Source organism: Streptomyces sp. NPDC057486 (genome assembly GCF_042802415.1).
GTDB classification, from domain to species: Bacteria; Actinomycetota; Actinomycetes; order Streptomycetales; family Streptomycetaceae; genus Streptomyces; species Streptomyces yanii.
This window is the reverse complement of record NZ_JBHVEE010000103.1, coordinates 19,206-36,510: the sequence shown is the minus strand read 5'-3', so window position 1 is coordinate 36,510 and position 17,305 is coordinate 19,206. Positions and strand designations below refer to the sequence as shown.

Below are 17,305 nucleotides of genomic sequence, written 5' to 3'. Positions count from 1 at the left end.
ACCTCCGCCCGAAAGCCGCCTGCCCCGCCGGAGCACCGAAACCCTCCCTCCCCGGCCCAGGACGGCCACCCGGGCGCAGGAACAACGAGCCCACCGCACGCTATGACGTGCACACAGTCGGCAAACCAGACACCACGAAGCGGCGGACGAAGAAGTCAACGAACCCACGTCCACGCCGAACAGGTTAAAGATCAAGATAGTCAGTCCGACTGCTGACCTGCCCCCTGCCGTTCGACGAGTGAATCTTGGCGGCGTAGTCGGGGCCGAAGGCGCGGGGACGGTCGAGGAATCGGTCATGAGTGGTCTACGTGGCCTCGCGGGCGGCGGTGATTCGGGGGAGGCGGCGTAGGACGGCGCCGCCACCAAGCCGCACCGCCTCTCGGCTCCGGGTGTCCGCGGTGGCGTGCGGTCCGCCGCCGCGGTGTCCGGGCTGCCGGTCGAGAGCCCGCAGGGTGCACTCCACCTACGAACGCGGTCTGGCCGAGCGGCCTCTGACCGGCCAGAAGTTGCAGATCGGACTGCGGGTGAGGCGGTTCTTCTGCGACCGGTCATCATGTCGGCGCAGGACCTTCGTGGAACAGGTCGACGGGCTGAGTGAGCGCTACCAGCGTTCCAGTTTCGGCACGCGGCAGTGGCTGCGAGCCGTCGCCGTTGAACTCGGAGGACGCGCCGGCGAATTCGCCGCTTTCCCGCCTTCGGGCGAAGGCCTTGGTGCGGCGGCCGCATAGGCCGAGGACCGATCACGCCGGAGGTTTCACCCAGGGAGCCAGACGTTCCCCGACTGCCAGATTCTCGCGCCAGTACCGGAAGACAGGTCCCTGGACGATGGCGAGCTGCCCGGCCGCGACAAGGCCGGAGGCGAGACTCGACCCACCCGCATCGGCCTCGAAGGCAATCAGTACGGGAGGTATCTCACCGACCTGCCGGGCAATGAGTCGGAGCTCGTCAGGTGTCGGCGCACGAAACACCGGGTCCTGGAAGGCGGCCGGGCACGTGACGAAGACCGGGTCGCTGAACACCAGCTCCAGGCCGTGGGCATACGAGATGTTGTGCCCAGCGCCCAGACGCAACCGCCCGGGGTTCCAGGCGACAATGTCCCAGTCCCACCATGACCCTTCGGGAAGCTCGATCACGGCTCGTTGCCCGCCCTGGACCGCGCCGTCAATCGGGAATCACCAAGCCAAGCTCACGCAGCTGCGGAAGGCAGACCTCCAGGCACGCTTCCAGAGAGACGGCGTCCGTGCGAACCAGGAGATCATCCCGAAACGGAGCCCCGCTCGCGACGAAGGTCCAGGGCTTCGTCGCATCGCGCATGCGCTCGGCATCGACCTTGAACAACACCGTCACACCCTGCTCTGCCAACGACTCCATGACCTGCACTACGTCCATCGCACCCTCACCCCCTGCCTGAAATCGAACAGCCAGAAGGCTACACCGGCCTCTCACGACCCCGGCTTGACCGCTCAGCCCCGTGAGGTGTCTACCGCCTCGCCATGACCCGAGCCCGCGCTGAACAGCAGAACGTGGGCTGACGCCAGCGTAGGCAGCTCGGGCGGCAGAGTCTGGGGCGTGGTCAGCGATAGTCGTTGAGCCAGTCGCCCGGGATCAGGTCACGAACATGGTCGATGGCTTCTGCCGTCCGGCCGCGGGCCAGGATGGCCGCGCCGTCGTCATCGCGCACGAGGGCGTCTTGGCCCAGGAACCACCGGGTCCCCTCGCCGATGGGATACGCGGGGAACGGCAGTCGGACGAAGTTCGTCTCCAGCAGCTCGAGGCTGTCGTCGTCCAGGTCGAGGAAGTCGCAGAGCTCTTCATCGGCCTGCAGGGACTCGGACAGAACGATTTCGACGAAGCAGAGAGAGAGACGCTTTAGCCACTCCTCCCATCGCTCGGCGCTCTTGTCGGCAAGGTCGAGCCGGATGAACACCGCGGGATCGTCATCCTGGAGGCTGTCGAGGAGGATGCCCCAGGATGCGGCTCCCTGGTTCTCGTGTCGGAAGACCAGGGTCTCCTTGGCGTCATCGACATACAGTTCTGCCGGGCCGAGCAGCACATCGTGGTTGCTGGTGAGATCCTGCCGACGCCCGAAGAGCAGATACGCCTCGCGCAACGCCGTCGGAAGCTGGAGACCCAACCTCTCCTCGGCAGCGTCGAGATCGGCTTCCGCCCATCCATCACCGCTTCCCAGAGCGGCACCAGCCCAGTGAGCGGCAAAGCCCTGAACGAAGGCCCATGCGCCACTGCGGCCTTCCGTGCCTCTGGCAAGCAACGCGAAAAGATCGAACCCTTGTGTCATGCCAGGACGATATCCGTCCCGCTCATCAGCCCTCTCCGCACCCTGGCACGCCGACCAGGCGTTCCTGGAATTCGGCACCATTCTGGACCCGCTTGATCGACATCTGTTGCCCGAACTCGGCATCGATCGCTCTCGACTTACACCGACGAAGCCACGCGGATCGGCTCCCAACCCAGACTGCTTCGCCGGACCTGCCCGAGCACCCGGACTATCCCCGTATCCTTGCCGTCTTCAACGAGGTCACTAGCCCGCTGAGGGCTCGCGACGTCTGCCAAGCCCTCGACCACGAACTGCTGCCGAAGAGCATCGAAGGCACTCGCACCAAGCTGAAACGCCTGGTCAAGTTCGACATCCTCACCGAGATCGACAGCGGCAACTTCACCAGGAAGCAGTAGTCGACCGAGCACCGCGACCAGCAGCCCTGACTCAGCCTCACCCGAGAATGACGTACTCCACGAACCGGCTTTTCATAGGTCAGACAAGGCAGACGAGCGTAACTGTGCACCGCTCGATGGCGATCGAAAGCGGGCCATGATCTGGTGTGCGTGCTGATCGTCCGGACCGAGGTGTTGGACCACTCGATGGGCCTCTTGGGCCCGACTCGTCTCGCACAGCAGCCGAACAAGGACGTACAGGGCACCACGATCACCGTCTTTGGCGCGGTTGCGCAGCGCTGCCTCCATACCCCGCTCGCGAAGCGATGTGTTGAGTCTCCGACGCGCGTGGGCATCCGTGAGAGCGAGCTCTGTGAGTTCCGAGAGCCGTTCCGCACGGGCGAGCAAATCCATGTGCCACAGATGGTTGTCGTGCCTGTAGGGATCGGTGGAGTAGCACTCGGCGCGGGCGCTTACCAACGCGATGGCCGCATCCCAATCCCGGCGCCGTTCTGCTGCGCGGGCTTGCTCGAACCACTCCACAGGACGAGTATCGCGCAGCGCTGCCTCGTACAGCATTGTGGGAGTGGTCGCCGACGAACGTCCGTCAGGATCAAGCCCCCACCGCTGCCTGCCGAATACTCTCAAAACGACCTCTGACACGTACACCGCCTGGGGTGCGGGGCAAGCGGGACCTGGATGCGCTGGCCGCCGTGCTTCCCCCGTACGCTCACAACCTCCCCGCGCCTGCGGCGGACGACGACCCGATGGTGCGCATCGCTGAACCGGCCATCTTGGTACGGGAGTTCTGCGATACGACCCGCCGCCTGCAGGCCGCGTATCAGCCCAATCGCCAGTTGGTCGTTGTAGGCGATGACGGGGCGTCCTGGCCGCCGAAGCGGCGGCCGACTCCGTCGAGCCGCAGTTCCGCGAAGCGATTCCGAGCAGCCGTCACTTCTTCGCTCCACCGATCTCGCGGTCCCACCGGTCAAAGGCCTCGACGACGGACTTCGTATCCAGCGGGGCCTCCTTGGGGTTGTCGGCGAGAGCGCGTCGTACCGAGGCAGCCAGTCCGACCCCCCGAACGGCCCCCCACTCTCCGACACGGCCCGCTCGGCCCTCCGGGGCAGGCGTTCCTTCCAGATCCGCGGCGTGGCGGTCATGTAGGGCCGGCGCATGGCCGGGATGACGGCCGAGCCCGGTCTCGTTCTCCTCCCCGCTCGCTTACGATGATCTTCGCTCGCACGGCCGGGGGGCCGGTGGGCGGCGGCGGACGCCAGGGGAGTGCCGCCGTACGGGGGTGCGGGACATGTGCAGCTCGAGGGGGGCCGCGTGATGTCGGGAAGAAGTCTGGTCAAACCACTGGTGTGGACGGCGATCGTCCTGGTGGTGATCGGATCGCTGACGGCCATGATGCTGTCGCCCTACGGCTATCTGCCCGGGGATGCCATGGTGCGGTCCTGGTCGGCCGCGAAGGACCGGACGTCGAGCGGGCAGGACGACAACTGGGTCGTCGGTGACGTGGCCATCCGCAGCAGGTACGACGCGGTGACCGGGTTCGGGCTCGCCGCGGGACAGGACGGCAAGAAGCTCTGGGAGTACGTGCCACCGGGCCGCACCCAGCTGTGCGGCGCCGCGCCGCACGCGGGCGCGGGGGTCGTGGTCGTCGCGTACGAGGACGACGGCACCGGCGAGGGGAGTACCCCCGACGGGGTGCCCGTCAAGGCCTGCTCGAACGTCCTCGCCCTGGACGCCAAGGACGGCCGGGAACTGTGGAAGGAGCATTCCAAGCTCCGCAGGGACTCGTTCGGTGACGTGGTCGCCGGGAGCAGTCCGCGCCTGGACGCGGGCGGCGGCCTCGCGGTGGTGGCCCAGGACCGGCGCGCCACGACGTCGACGGGGCAGAAGGACAAGGGCGGCGACGTCTCGTTGCGCGGCCTGGACGTGCGCACCGGCAAGCAGCGCTGGGCCGCCGAGCTGCCCGACCGGTGCGGTCCCGACGCGGTCTCGGTCGGCAGGAAGCGGGTGTTCGCGGTCCTCACCTGCGGCTCCGGCGGGCGCGACAAGCGCGCGGTCGCCGAGGTGACGGTGGCCGCCTTCGACCGTGCGACCGGCGCCCTGGAGTGGAACGTCCCCGTCGACGCGCGGCGCCCGCTCGACCCGAAGACCGTTGTCGGCATCGAGTCGGCCGACCCGCTGGTGCTCACGGTCGCGGTGTCCGCGGACAGCCCGGGGAACACGGGCCTGTTCATCTCGTTCGACGAGAACGGGCGGCCCCGCCCCACCATCGAGCTCGACCGCGAGCAGGGCGTGATCCAGGCGAGCACCGTGATGTCGACGGCGGTCGTCGGCGACCGGCTCTACGCACTGGCCAAGTACTGGAAGAAGGGCAACCACCACACAGTCATCGCCTTCGACCTCAAGACCGGCGAAGAGGTCTGGTCGCAGGGCATGGACGATCCGGCCGCGGGGATGGCGGTGATCGGCGACCGGGTCACGGTGCTGTGCGAGTGGTCCACCCAGAGCGCGGCGATCACCACCATGGTCGAGCTCGACGCCGCAGACGGCGAGGAGCTCGACGAACGCCACTTCCGTGACGAGGTGCCCGGCCTCGTGGGCGGCATGTACGAGCGCGACGGCCGGCTCGTGGTGGCGGGCCTGGGCGGCAGCTACCCGTTCACCGCCTACGAGCGGTGGTGACGGGCGGGCCCTAGCTAGGCCAGGGCCCTTATGGAACACCGCGAGCAGCCGTACCTCGGCTCAGAGTGATCGAGAGAGGCCATGTCAGTCGGCTTCAGTGGGCCGGGCCGAGTACGTCGTCGGCGCTGCGGGGCTCTGTGCGTGGCTGTTGGTTGAGCTTGTGACGCGCGATGGAGGACCGCCGGTAGACCTCCTTGCGGGCCCGCATGATGTTGCCCAGGGGTGTGTGCTCGGCGGTGACCCGCCAGGGTGTGAAGGACAGTGCGTCCATCTTCTCCAGGTTTTCCGGGCCGGAGATGTCCTGCTGCGGCAGCCGCAGCTTCGCCACGGTGACGGCTGGCGAGAGCTGCTCGGGCCACTCCACGGTCGTGTCCTCCACCGGCATGCGCTCCAGGTCGGTAGAGAGCTGGACCTGGATGTCGTAGGCGTAGGGCCGCTCCTGCAACTCGGCTTGCAGGGCCGGCCGGAAGACCTCCGGCGCAGAGGTCGGGTCGATGTCGCGCCGGACCACCGCGGCGGCGGAGTCAGGGTCGGGGGTGATGCGCACCTTGGCGATGTAGTCCCCGTGCCGGACCGCGCCCATCGTCCAGTAGCTCGACAGCAGTACGTTTTTCGGGGAGATCTTTGACAGGCGTAGGAAGGCCAGGAACTCGTCCCAGGCCCAGTTGTCCTGGTCCAGGGTTCCCTTTCCGGTCACGAAGTCGGTGAAGAAGCGATGGGCTCCGGGTCGGCCTTGGGAGAAGTAGGCCGGCGCGGTCAGGAACAGTTCCTGGATGAACAGGTAGTGCTCGACTGTGTTGCAGAAGAAGACCGGTCCGTTGATATTGGCGTAGTCGAAGGTTCCCGTGTCCGGTTCGTCTTCCAGCAGGGTCGGGCCGGGGATGTCGAACATCTTCAGTGCCAGTCCGGTGGCGGCGCCCAGTCGTGCGTCTGCTCCGGCGTGAGGCGAGCCGTTGGAGAAGCGGATGAGCGCATCGTGGGTTCCAGGGGTCGCGTAGATGCCTTGGGCGTACTCGGGGGGTAGCCCGTCCAGGATCTCCACTTCCCCTCGGACGAGCCCGTAGCCCTTGGCATGGGCGTCGCGCAGGGCCCGGCCGGTGCCACCGGCTTCGACGGAGTCGGCGATGTAGCTCTCGGTCTTGTCGATCACTGTCTGCAGGTTGCGATCGAAGTTCGGATCGTCGGCTTCAACCTCAGGTGTATAGCGGACGAACTGTGCTGCCATGGTGTCGAACCCTCCTCGAAGACCGTGGTGCGGACTGCCCTCAGTCCTCCAATTCCGCGAGCCAGCGCAAGGCGCGCAACCCAGGGACGAAGCAGTACTCACCGCCCCGGGTGACCACGAAGCTGGGCAGGTTCTGCAGACGGCGCCGGATCGGCTTCTCCGGGATGGTGACGGTGCCGGTTCCGCCGTGATGCCCGGCTACGGCGTCCTTCTCGCCGGGGTAGCCGATGAAGTTGCCGTCGTTGATCCATTCGGTCTTGATGAACTCGAACTGCCTCTCCAGGTGGGCGCCGAGGAACACTCCGACCAGACCACGGTCGGCGCCGTCGTCTTCCAGCACGCCCTCCGGTAGCGGTGGGCCGTAGGTGGTGCCGCGGCGGATGAGGCGATGCATCCGTGCGTCGCCGATGATGGTGGAATCGCGGGGGTTGACGCGGCGGATGTGCGCACCGGCGGGGCATCGGTAGCCGCGATCGTCGTTCTCCCGGTACAGGAAGTTGTTGACGCGGTGCGGATCGGCGGCCAGCTCCGGATCGTCGTGCTCCGGTACCAGCGTCAGCGGTGCTCCGCTCGGCCAGCGCCCCACCATCTTCGCCGCCAGGAGTGCCTCCTGCTCGGCGCCGGAGCTGTTCGCGCGCAGATACCGGCGCCAGGCCGCCACGTTGGTGTGGACCTTGCGCACGGCTGCGTAGGTCCCGTTGCGGCCCAGTACATCGGGGGTGGGCATGGGTGGCAGGCTGCCGGTTTCGTCGGGGTAGCCGAGGATGAACTCGCCGGCTTTGATGGGGGCTTCCTGCGGGTTGGAGCCGGGCAGTCCGACGCCTTCGATGTTCGGTTGGCTGATGCCGTCGCGGAAGCCGAATGTGGTGCGCCCGGTCGGGAGCTGGCGGACGTCCTGCTGCCAGATCACCTGGACACCGGGCGTGTTCTCGAAGGCGACGCGGGCCCGCTCCAGCTTCTCGCTCAGCTGCGCCGCATCGGAGGAGAGGGCGCTCAAGGCGATATGGACATCGCCCGTTCCGAACGGCGCCTCCCAGTGGGCCGGTCCGCTCTCGCCCACGTCGCCGATCAGCTCCGCCCGGGCGGCCATGCCCTCACGAAACGCTCGGGGAAAGCTGTCCAGTGACTCCTGGGGCACCCCCAGGGCCCTCAGCCCCTGGTAAGTGAACGCCACAGCCACCCAGGCATCCTGGCTTCGGTCAGTGCTGGGCAGGCCGGCCGAGGTCACCGGAAGCAGCCGCTGCAGCAGGGCGCGCCCGGCGTGGCGGTCATCGACGCGCAGGAAGATGAAATTTCCCTCGTAGGGCACGGGCCGCGGGCGTAGGGCCCCGCTCTGGACGTCGTCGACCTCGACGCGCACGACGGCTGCGCTGCGGCTGTCCGCGGTGTTCATGATCGCTTGTGCCTCCACATCGGTCTCCGCCTGGGCAACCCAACAGCGGCCGACCCGCCCGCCGACGCGGCCCGACGTCGGGTCGGTTCCGAGGGCCGGTTGTGTCCGGGTACTAGGCCGAGGCTTCCTCCAGCAGCTTCTGGAAGGCGGGCGTGGCCAACAGTTCCGCGTTGGCCGGATTCTCCAGCGCCGCCCGGAATTCGGGGGTGTCCAGCACCTCCTGGAACGCGTTGTCCACGCGCTGGTCCTTGTAGATCTGCTGAACGGTCAGATCGGGGTAGGCGCTGACGAAGACGCCTGCGGCCTCCTGGTGGTCGAGGAACCAGTCCTTCACCTCTGGATCTTTGACGCCAGGGAACCCTTCGCTGTGTGAGAAGACCTTGTCGAAGCGGGCCCCGACCACCGTCTTGGCGAAGTCGTCGATGTAGGTGTCCCAGGAGCCGTCGAAGACGCTGGCGAACATGAACCTGGTGTCGTTGTCGAATATGACGTGCCGTGCGTCATGCAGCGTGCCGATCTGGCGCACCGCCGCATGGACCCTCTCGTCATCCGCCGCGTCGGCCATCGCGGCGAGATCCTCCCGCAACGCATCGACCTCGCCCGGCTTGATCTTGGTGAAAACGGTGAACTCGTTGCAGACCCCATCCGTCCTGCCCGGGTGCTCAGGGTGAGCCGGCTGTGTTGCACCTGTCGCATTCATCGCGGGGCGCTCCTGCCGCGGATCGGTGCGAGGGTCGCCAAGCGCCCGGATCGAGGCGCCATCGCCCTCCGCATCTGCAATCCTCCCTGCGGCTGAGCTGCCTCGCATTTCAGCTCCAGGGCGTTGTAGTCACCCAGGGTGATATTTCAAGCAGCTCCAGCAACCGCAGGGTCGGCTGCCTGCTACGGCAGGGACGACGCCGGGGTCCTCGCGTCCCGAGAAGCTCCCGAGGACAGATTCGGCCAGGCGCAGGAAGATGGAATGTGGTGAGACGTGCTGAGTACGTCGTCATCACCGTGGTCGGGGAGTCACTTCCGCGCCGCCGTGAAGACAGCTTCGCAGCCCACCGCACACCAACCCGTTGCGCCGCCCAGGCGGCCGGGTCACCCGCTTCCGCCGCCCCGCTGCTCCACTGGATCGCCACCCGGAGGCACCCATGGGCCACGTTCTCGGTGACGTGCTGGGTTTCGCGGCCGCTGTCGCGGTCAGCCCGCTCCCGATCATCGCAATCATCCTCATACTCGCCACGCCGAGGGGACGCCTCAACGGAGTCCTCTTCACCGGCGGCTGGATCCTGGGACTCTCGGCTCTGGGCGCGGTGATGCTGGCGATCGCCTCTCCCACAGGTGCCTCCGCCCACGGTCACCCGGCCACCTGGGTGGGAGCCCTCAAGTTCGCCCTGGGCGTGCTCCTCGTCCTCTTCGGCGCCCGGCAATGGCACCGGCGCCCGAAGGATCCCTCGCAAGCTCAGCTGCCGAAATGGATGGGTGCGATCGACCGCCTCACGCCGGTCAAGGTCTTCGCACTCGGACTGGCCTTGGCCGCACTCAACGCCAAGAACGCCCCGCTGACCATCGCCGCGGGAGCCGCAATCGGCTCAGCCGGACTCCCGGTCGGGCAGCAGATCGCATCGCTGGCAATCTTCGTCCTGATCGCCACCCTCGGCCTGCTGGCCCCGTTGGCAGTCTTCCTCCTCGGGGGAGAGCGAGCCAAGACGACGCTCGGCAACTGGAAAGAGTGGGCAGCTCAACACAATGTCGCCGTGATGGCCATCCTGTTCTTCGTCCTCGGACTGAAGCTACTCGGAGACGGCATCTCCATCCTCATCTCCTGATGCAGCCGAACGGTCCACGGGCCTCTGTCGGCGGTTCCTGTACAGCAGGGGAGTACAGCAACCGCCGCAACCGGAGCCGCCCGGCAAAGGCCTTCGAAGACCTCAAGACAAGGCGAGGCTGTGGTTCCCCAGCAGGGCGGTGCGTTCCTCGCCGACCGCCTCGTGGAGGGGTCACGCACGGGTCGGCGGCTGGTTCTCGCGGCTGCGCTCCCACCCTGGGTAAGCCCTTCCGCCGACGGCGCGGGCTTGTCCAAGGGGACTCTGGGCAAGCCCGCGCACTCCCCTCATGCCCAGCGCATTCCGATGCGGGATAGTTGGTCGACGCGTTCTGGTGTGAGTGTTGCGGCGCGGCTGCGTTGGTCGCTGATCCACGCCCCGAGCCGGAGCTCACCCCCCTCCTGGTCCTCAACGATCCGTTCGACGTGCTTGCGCGGGACCTGGAGGTGTCCTTCGCGCTCGTAGATCGCGATCCTCTGTCTCCCCGCCCCGCGCAGGCCACGCCGCAATCCTGTAGCAACGCCCACGTTCAGTCTCTACAGTCACCGCATGGCCACCGAAGACGAGCCCCCAGGTCAGCCCGACATCGTCGCGATGCTCACCGACCAGACGAGCGCGTGCAAGCCAGCACGCGAGGCCATCGCCGCCGGCGCCGAGGTGAGGGTTGGGGACGGTGAGGTGCCCCAGTGGATGGTCGCCGGCATCGCCGCAACGAGGTTGAGACGGTCGTTGGCCCGCGGCTGGCCCGAGACCATCGGCCTCGACGAGACCGTTGAGATCCTCGCGCGGCACCGCGGCGAGCAACTACGTGCCGGGACCATCGACCCAGCAGACCGGTCCTGGTTCTTTAATCTGTACTTCGACGCCACCGGGACCGGGCTCTTGGCGTGCAGCGGTGTCAAACGCTCTTCGAGGCCCAGCACGAAGGACTCGTTCGAGCCCTGAGGCAGTGTGGCACCGGAGGGGCAGTCCCAGCGTTGTGACGAAGTCGGGCACTGGCGTACGCCCGAGACATCCTCGCCCCCGGCGCGAAGGCGGTCTCGGGCCACGCCAAGGTCACCCGCTGGATGCCGAGCAGAGGCCTACAGGTGGCCTCGCCGAAACCTGCACCCGTCGGCCTACGCGCCAGGCCAGCATCATCCGTGAAGGCCCGAACCGGGAGTACTACTTGAAGAAGCGAGGCGAAGGCTGCAAGCACGTCCAAGCCGTGGTCGCCCTTGCTCGCCGACGCGTCAACGTTCTGTGGGTCCAGCTCAGGGACGGAAGGCTCTTCACCTCTCAGGCACACATTCCGTGAGCGATCTCAAGTCCGGCCTCACCGGACCCCGGTGAGGCGTGGTCCGCGCAGCTCACATGACGCGCGCGCCTCCTGCTGGCGAGAACCAGCAAGATCTTTCACGGAATGTGTGCCAGAACCTGAAACTCACCAACAAAGCCAAAGGGCCGTACGTCCCGAGAGGGGGCGTACCTTTGTCCACCACCCCTGTCTGATCATGAGGGCGACTCGCAGGGCGCTCTGCAGGACGACCACCAGGGCGACGTGCAGGACGCCTACCGAGGCGCTTCGCAGGGCGCCTCATCCGGCGATCGTGTGAGGCCGTGGTCAAGGGGCCTGGCCTGCTGGTCAAGGGGTCCGGTCAAGGGGTCGGTCGGACGCCGACAACTTCCGTGCGGCATCCCTCCGGAGGCTCGGCCCGAGGTTCCGCCTGGCCTTTCGGTGACTTCGGCCTCCGCCTTCCACTCGATGCCTTGGTCCCTCCCTCCGCCTGTCCCTGTCCGGGCTCGGGGACAGCCGCCTTCGACCGCGCGGCGTACAAGCAGCGCAACTCCGTCGAGCGGTGTATCAACCGCCTGACGCAATGGCGCGGCATCGCCACCGGCTGCGACCGCGTCATCGGCTCTCAGGTCGTCGGGCCCAGACCGGTAGGCGATGGCGGCAACCCCGGCAGGAGTGATCTGGCTCGGAGACGCATCTCCCTAATCGTCAAAATAATATAGGAAATCGATATGGGCGATAATGCGCCAGTCCAGCCACTGTCAAGCCTTGCGACCGATGCGGAGACCTCACCGACCTGCGGTGCAGCCATGTACCCAGCCGCACGGACAGAGCCGTTTACCAGGAAAATTGCCAGCTGGTCCTCGCCTCCCCACAGCCTGTCGGCAGCCCCGCAGGTCGGGCGCCCGGCTCACTCGACAACGCCACGTGCCTGGAGGGCGAGCCTGAACGTGTGGGTACGCGCCCCTTGACTGGCTGCCGTAGCTGCCAAATCATATATGAAACTCATTATTCAGCTCTAAGGAAGCAGGAGTGATGCGTTCTTCGAGAGCCCGCCTGGCCAGCGCCGTCGCGGTACTCGTCCTGCTGGCCACAGGCGTCTCCCAGGCTGCCGCGGCAGAGGAAGGTGCCACGGCAGCAGAAAACACACCACCTGGCAGCGAACCGCGGAACCTGGTCTTTGGCACGGCGCCGACCCAGAGCAGCACCTACCAGGACGACGTCACGAACCACGCCGCCGGTGCCGCGAACCACGCCGCCGACGGCAACACGAACGGGAACTGGGCCGCCGGTTCCGTCAGCCACACCGACCTGGAGTCCCAGCCCTACTGGCAGACCGACCTCGGGGCCTCGAAGAAGGTCGACAAGGTGGTCGCCTGGAACCGCACCGACTGCTGCACCACGCGGCTGTCGAACTTCTGGGTCCTCGCCTCCAACACCCCCATCAAGGCCCGGAACCTGACGGACGCCCGCAACCAGGCCGGCGTGACCGCCATCAAGGTGAGTTCACTCTCCGGCCCCTCGGCGGAGGTGAAGATGGCCCGCTCGGCCCGCTACCTCCGTATCCAGCTCGAAGGCACCGACTACCTTGCCCTCGCGGAGGTCCAGGCCTTCGGCGACGAGGTCGTCTCGCCCTCCGCGGACGCTCAGAGATGGGTGAAGGACAGCCCGTTCGGAATGTTCCTGCACTTCAACATGTCGACGTACCAGAACGAACAGTGGGCCGACCCCAACGGCAACCCGACCGACTTCAATCCGACCGCTCTGGACCCGAAGCAGTGGGCTCAGAGCATGAAGGACGCCGGGATGAAGTTCGGCGTGCTCACCGCCAAGCACCACGACGGCTTCTCCCTGTGGAACACCGCCCAGTCCGACTACGACATCGCCAAGAGCCCGTACAAGGGCGGCAAGGGCGACATCGTGCGCGAGTACGTCAACGCCATGCACGCCAAGGGCCTCAAGGTCGGTATCTACTTCTCCATCTGGGACAGGCACAACGGCGACTCGACCGATCTGGTCAAGAAGCAGCTGCGCGAACTGCTCACCCATTACGGCAAGATCGACTACCTCTGGTTCGACGGCTGGGGCTGGCAAGTCCCGTACACCAAGATCCCCTACCAGCCCGTGCGCGACATGATCCGGCAGGTCTCGCCCCACACCGTGGTCGCGAACAACGACCACTTCGGAACGCTGCAGACCTCGGACGTCATCGTCTACGAGGTCCCCGTCCAAGGCATGCCCCCCACCGACAACGCCCGCCCCGTCGACGCCAGCGACACACTGGACACCAACAGAACCTGGTTCCACACCACGTCCACCGGCGCACCGCGGCCCGCGAGCGATATCGTCGACAACCTCCACAAGGCCAACGCGGGTAACGGCCTCTTCCTGCTCAACGTGGGCCCCGACCGTACCGGCCGCCTACCACAGACCTACGTCGACAGGTTGAAGGAGATCGGCTCCACGTCCTGATACGAGTCCACCGCAGCATCGCCCACGGTGTCTTGCCCCGACGTCGGGGCAAGACACCGTATCCCCAGCAGGCCGCCCCCGGACAACCGGGACGCAGCCAGGGAGGACGGCACGCACGCCTCTGGATCATCGGGTGTTGTGCGGACACTCCAAGGCGGCGGCCGGCGCGGTGAGGTGGCGCGCGCGTGCTGGCGACCAAGGTCAACGACACCGTCATCACCGCCCGGGGCGCTGACTCTCACCCCCGCCCTGCCGCGATGGCCGCCGCCCGCACCGCCCTCTTGGACCCCGACAACGCCGACGGTGTGGACGCCGCCCGCACGGTGCGGCTGCGCGCCTGGCGCAACCGCCTCACCGCCGACAACGAAGGCATCCAGATCCGCCTCGGCCCCGACAACCGCTGGCACCCCTACATCCGCGAAGGCCACGGCACCGCCGCCGCATGGTGGCCCTGCGCCCCCGTCACAGCCGATCCCATCGCCGCTTTCGTCGCGGCCCGCACCGCCGCCACGCGGAACTGACGGATTAAGCTGACCAGAGCGCCCGAAGGAGGACGCGATGACGACCGCATGGGACGCGCTCCCACCCTGGATGCTGCCGCCCCGGCCGAGTGGGTGGGAGGCCGATGACCTCGACAACGCACCCGCCCTGCCGCGACACACCGAGTTGATCGATGGAGCGCTGATCTTCATGATCTCCCCGCAGCGGTCCTGGCACGCCCGCGTCGTCACCCGGCTTACGACCGCACTGGACGATCAGGCTCCCGAGGGATTCGAGATCGACCGGGAAATGACGATCAAGCTGAACGAGAAGAACCGGCCCGAGCCCGACGTCCTTGCTGTCACGGTCCCATACGACCCGAACCGCACGCGCTACCTTCCCGACCAGGTAGCCCTCGCCATCGAAGTCGTCTCGGATGAGTCCGCCGACCGTGACCGGTCGCTGAAGCCGTTCAAGTACGCGCAGGGGGTATTCCGCACTACTGGCGTGTCGAGGAGGAAAACGGCCTCCCCGTCATCCACACGTACGAGCTGGACAACACCACCCGCGCCTACGTCGCCACCAGTATTAACCGCGATCGCATAAAGACAGCAGTCCCTTTCGGTATCGAACTCGACTTGCCCGGTCTCGTTCGCTGATCACAGTGGCGTTTGGCATCCTGTGGGGCTCTGTCGCTCGATTCCGGTGAGTGCCTGACGTGTGAGGTTGTGCGGTGTCATGGTGGTGGGGTCTGGTCTGTTCGCGGGGAAAGCCCCACCCTCGGCCTCGGAGAGGTCCAGGCCGCCGCGATGTTCCGGCCGCTGACCTCCAGCTGCTCAGGAACCGTCATGAATCGGCAGGGCAACTCCGCTGTTCTCGCCGAGGCCCGCCGCTGTGACAGCCTCGACAAGCGCCAGCGTGTCCTGACAGCCCTCGCCGCTCTCGAACACGACGGAGCCAAGATCACCCATGCAGCGGTAGCCCGTACGCGGGCGTCTCCACCCGGCTCACCTGCACCGACGGCATCCGCGAGATATTCCAAGCCGCCCGCCACCACCAAACCAGCGCCACCGCAACCCCACCCGCACCTCGAACTCCACCGTCGCAGGGCTGCGCGCGGAACTCGAGCTCGCACGCCAAGAGATCAAAGACCTCCGTCAAGAACGTGATCGCTTTCGCAACGCCCTGCGCCACCAGCTCGGCCAGCAACTCGACACTCTCGGCACCCCCGACCTGACCGCCCGCGTCGACGAACTCACCCGCCACAACCACCAACTCGCTGACCAACTCCAGCACGCCACTGACGAGAACGCCGCCCTGCGTGATCGGGTCACCGGACTCCAAGAAGATCTCGCAGCCGCCCGCACCAGCCTGCGCCGCATGATCCGCACGGAGAACATCGCCTGGTAACGACCGCTATTCACGGCCGATCGATGGTGCCGTATCCCGCTCGACCCGTCCGGGCCCGTTCGGCGGGTGCGCTGCCTGCGAGCGCGAGCACGTCAGCCAACACCCAGCCTCGGTGGCTTTCCGGGGCCCTGGACGGCGGGCCTGGGGCGTGACGGGTGAGGACGACGGATCGTTGTAGGGCTGAGTGGCCCCTCAGCGGTGGGTGCCCTGGCACTGGCGGTCATGGTTTCCACGGCCTGCGCTCGGCTGGTTGCCCGGGCGGTCTCGCGCCTGGGCCGGCTGGTGGCCCCGCCTCAGCGCCTCGTCTACGGGGTCGGCAGGTCGGACAGCCTGGGAAGAGGCAGGACGCGCGACGGTACGGGGACGCGGTCGGCAGCAGCCCATGCGAGGGACTATTGGAATGAAGGCAGCATTGCCGTAGTACGTAACATAACGCCGACTTCGCCACGCGGTGGTCAGCATGACGACGCACCGGCTGTGTGCACATGGAAAGGGACGATAACCATGGCAACCGCGATCGATGCCTCCGACGGCATCCACTCGACCATCGAGCAGCTGCAAGGCGAGCTTCCCGGTCTGGAATCGCGCAAGCAGGAGTTGGAGCAGGAACTGGCAGCCGTGGCACAGCGTCTGGAAGCCGTCCGTACCGCGGTGGAGAGCCTAAAGACGCTGTCCACCGCGACGGCGGCGGCCACGACCGCCGCACCCAAGACCCCAGGTCGGAAGGAGACCGGAACCACCGCCCAACGCCCGGCATCCCGCTCGGCGAAGAAAGCCGCGCCCCGGGCGAAGGCTGCCGGCAAGGCTGGTAAGAAGAAGGCTGCCCCGGCGAAGCGGGCGAAAGGGCTGACAGACGGGGTCGTGGAGATCCTGTCGAAGGCGAAGAGCGCGATGAAGGCCGGCGAGGTCAACCAGGCGCTCGGACGCCCGGCGACTGCGGGACAGATCGAAGCAGTACGCGGCACCCTGGAGCGCCTGGTGAAGGCTGCCCAGGCCCGGCGCGCAGGCCGCGGCCTGTACGAAGCAGTACAAGGTTGACCATGCCTGCCGTGTGCGGTTGGTGGATCGGCACTGGGCCCGCGGCCTCGGCGGGCAAGCGCGGCGTCGAACTGCTCTACCGCCTTGGGGACCTCAAGAGGTGGCGCGCAACCAGCCCCGCGCCGCCGTCGGCACCAGCGACCTGACCTGATCGGCCTCGGACACGCCACGGGCCCCGGGGTGATCTTCACTGGCCACCAGGCGTGCTCGATCGCCGAGGCTGCCGCCGCGGGCAGGGGCGCCTGCAGGCGTGACAGATCAAGACCGAGACGCGGAGCGAGTGCGGCGGCATGGGCGTCGATCGCGGCGGTATCGGCGATCCGGTTGAGTACCAGGGCGGTGAGTCCGATAGGGGTCTGTTGGCAGGCGTCTTCCTGCGCCGCTGCGCGAAGGGTGCGCTGTGGGTGGGGGTCGGTCAGCCGGAGTATCTTCACACCTGCGGTGCGGCAGCGCTGGCGCAGCAGGAACAGCAGCTGCCGTGCGAGGGTTGCGCCCAGAGGATGCTGTTCGGCCACGCGCAGCAGCGGCACGCGCAGTTCGTCGCCGTGGATGCCGTGGCAGTAGGTGGCCAGCAGCCGGCCGTTCCCGTCGACGATCTGCTGCCGGTTCCATTGGTCTGGCCGGGCCGCGAAGTCCCGCAGTCGCGCTTTGAACGCGTTCTGCTTCTCGCCGCTGGGCTTGTTGAGGAACACCAGCTGCTCGTGCTCTTGCCCGGCGGGGACAGCGGTGGTGTTCAGGGAGGTGCCGAGAACGCTGCCTGGCTGATACTGAGCCCCCTTGATCGTGGACACCTGGAGACTGGGACATGAGGTTCCAGAGGAAGTAGTCCC

General features: G+C 67.2%; 17 protein-coding genes and 3 pseudogenes. 12 read left to right on the top strand and 8 right to left on the bottom strand.

Translation table 11 applies throughout. The features are described 5' to 3' along the window. Both ACFU6I_RS34630 and ACFU6I_RS34625 read left to right on the top strand, forming a co-directional pair. Positions 1-188 (top strand): annotated as a pseudogene (locus ACFU6I_RS34630) (transposase); the annotation flags it as partial. Between the two features lie 111 nt (positions 189-299). Beyond that, positions 300-728, top strand: coding sequence for a transposase family protein (locus ACFU6I_RS34625; protein WP_384374081.1), 429 nt, complete (start codon positions 300-302; stop codon positions 726-728). Between the two features lie 12 nt (positions 729-740). Here ACFU6I_RS34625 and ACFU6I_RS34620 read toward each other — a convergent pair whose 3' ends face one another. The 3 genes from ACFU6I_RS34620 to ACFU6I_RS34610 all read right to left on the bottom strand — a co-directional run bounded on the left by ACFU6I_RS34620 (position 741) and on the right by ACFU6I_RS34610 (position 2,296). Then, a complete protein-coding gene (locus ACFU6I_RS34620; RefSeq protein ID WP_384374078.1) occupies positions 741-1,133 on the bottom strand; it encodes a hypothetical protein in 393 nt (130 codons plus the stop codon). A 28-nt stretch (positions 1,134-1,161) separates the two neighbouring features. Next, entirely contained in the window at positions 1,162-1,389 is a 228-nt protein-coding gene (locus ACFU6I_RS34615) for a hypothetical protein (protein ID WP_384374075.1), read from the bottom strand. A gap of 184 nt (positions 1,390-1,573) precedes the next feature. Then, complete coding sequence (locus tag ACFU6I_RS34610; RefSeq protein WP_384374072.1) at positions 1,574-2,296, bottom strand: SMI1/KNR4 family protein; 723 nt, start codon at positions 2,294-2,296, stop codon at positions 1,574-1,576. A gap of 92 nt (positions 2,297-2,388) precedes the next feature. Between ACFU6I_RS34610 and ACFU6I_RS34605 the strand changes: the two genes are divergently transcribed. Further along, positions 2,389-2,691, top strand: a complete 303-nt coding sequence (locus tag ACFU6I_RS34605; RefSeq protein ID WP_384374069.1) for a hypothetical protein — start codon at positions 2,389-2,391, stop codon at positions 2,689-2,691. Between the two features lie 1,314 nt (positions 2,692-4,005). Beyond that, a complete protein-coding gene (locus ACFU6I_RS34600; protein ID WP_384374065.1) occupies positions 4,006-5,370 on the top strand; it encodes a PQQ-binding-like beta-propeller repeat protein in 1,365 nt (454 codons plus the stop codon). Positions 5,371-5,464: 94 nt separating this feature from the next. Here the strand turns inward: ACFU6I_RS34600 and ACFU6I_RS34595 are convergent, their stop codons facing one another. The 3 genes from ACFU6I_RS34595 to ACFU6I_RS34585 form a co-directional block, all read right to left on the bottom strand. Then, positions 5,465-6,595: a catalase family protein gene (locus tag ACFU6I_RS34595; RefSeq protein ID WP_384374062.1), complete on the bottom strand. Its 1,131-nt coding sequence runs from the start codon at positions 6,593-6,595 to the stop codon at positions 5,465-5,467. A 40-nt stretch (positions 6,596-6,635) separates the two neighbouring features. Then, the gene (locus ACFU6I_RS34590; protein ID WP_384374059.1) at positions 6,636-7,988 is read right to left on the bottom strand and encodes a Dyp-type peroxidase; all 1,353 of its coding nucleotides are present in this window, start codon (positions 7,986-7,988) and stop codon (positions 6,636-6,638) included. A 112-nt stretch (positions 7,989-8,100) separates the two neighbouring features. Further along, a complete protein-coding gene (locus tag ACFU6I_RS34585; protein WP_384374056.1) occupies positions 8,101-8,688 on the bottom strand; it encodes a hypothetical protein in 588 nt (195 codons plus the stop codon). A gap of 436 nt (positions 8,689-9,124) precedes the next feature. Here ACFU6I_RS34585 and ACFU6I_RS34580 point away from each other — a divergent pair, with 436 nt between their 5' ends. Then, positions 9,125-9,802 carry a GAP family protein gene (locus ACFU6I_RS34580; RefSeq protein WP_384374053.1) on the top strand — a complete coding sequence of 226 codons (678 nt, stop codon included), beginning with the start codon at positions 9,125-9,127 and terminating at the stop codon, positions 9,800-9,802. Positions 9,803-10,086: 284 nt separating this feature from the next. Here ACFU6I_RS34580 and ACFU6I_RS34575 read toward each other — a convergent pair whose 3' ends face one another. Continuing rightward, entirely contained in the window at positions 10,087-10,326 is a 240-nt protein-coding gene (locus ACFU6I_RS34575; RefSeq protein ID WP_384374050.1) for a helicase associated domain-containing protein, read from the bottom strand. A gap of 22 nt (positions 10,327-10,348) precedes the next feature. Here ACFU6I_RS34575 and ACFU6I_RS34570 point away from each other — a divergent pair, with 22 nt between their 5' ends. The 5 genes and pseudogenes from ACFU6I_RS34570 to ACFU6I_RS34550 all read left to right on the top strand — a co-directional run bounded on the left by ACFU6I_RS34570 (position 10,349) and on the right by ACFU6I_RS34550 (position 14,686). Next, on the top strand, positions 10,349-10,744 hold the full coding sequence (locus ACFU6I_RS34570; protein WP_384374047.1) for a hypothetical protein: 396 nt from the start codon (positions 10,349-10,351) through the stop codon (positions 10,742-10,744). A gap of 196 nt (positions 10,745-10,940) precedes the next feature. Then, positions 10,941-11,096, top strand: a pseudogene (locus ACFU6I_RS34565) (IS110 family transposase); the annotation flags it as partial. 1,014 nt (positions 11,097-12,110) lie between these two features. Beyond that, positions 12,111-13,547 carry an alpha-L-fucosidase gene (locus tag ACFU6I_RS34560; RefSeq protein ID WP_384374044.1) on the top strand — a complete coding sequence of 479 codons (1,437 nt, stop codon included), beginning with the start codon at positions 12,111-12,113 and terminating at the stop codon, positions 13,545-13,547. 185 nt (positions 13,548-13,732) lie between these two features. Beyond that, complete coding sequence (locus tag ACFU6I_RS34555) at positions 13,733-14,068, top strand: hypothetical protein (RefSeq protein ID WP_384374041.1); 336 nt, start codon at positions 13,733-13,735, stop codon at positions 14,066-14,068. Positions 14,069-14,105: 37 nt separating this feature from the next. Further along, positions 14,106-14,686, top strand: a pseudogene (locus ACFU6I_RS34550) (Uma2 family endonuclease). Positions 14,687-14,990: 304 nt separating this feature from the next. On the opposite strand, the gene ACFU6I_RS34545 reads toward ACFU6I_RS34550, so the two are convergent. Then, positions 14,991-15,371, bottom strand: a complete 381-nt coding sequence (locus ACFU6I_RS34545) for a hypothetical protein (RefSeq protein WP_384374039.1) — start codon at positions 15,369-15,371, stop codon at positions 14,991-14,993. Between the two features lie 570 nt (positions 15,372-15,941). Here ACFU6I_RS34545 and ACFU6I_RS34540 point away from each other — a divergent pair. Together ACFU6I_RS34540 and ACFU6I_RS34535 are read left to right on the top strand one after the other, a co-directional pair. Continuing rightward, entirely contained in the window at positions 15,942-16,475 is a 534-nt protein-coding gene (locus ACFU6I_RS34540) for a hypothetical protein (protein ID WP_384374036.1), read from the top strand. Between the two features lie 290 nt (positions 16,476-16,765). Beyond that, a complete protein-coding gene (locus tag ACFU6I_RS34535; RefSeq protein ID WP_384374033.1) occupies positions 16,766-17,284 on the top strand; it encodes a hypothetical protein in 519 nt (172 codons plus the stop codon). The last annotated feature ends 21 nt before the right edge of the window (positions 17,285-17,305 follow it).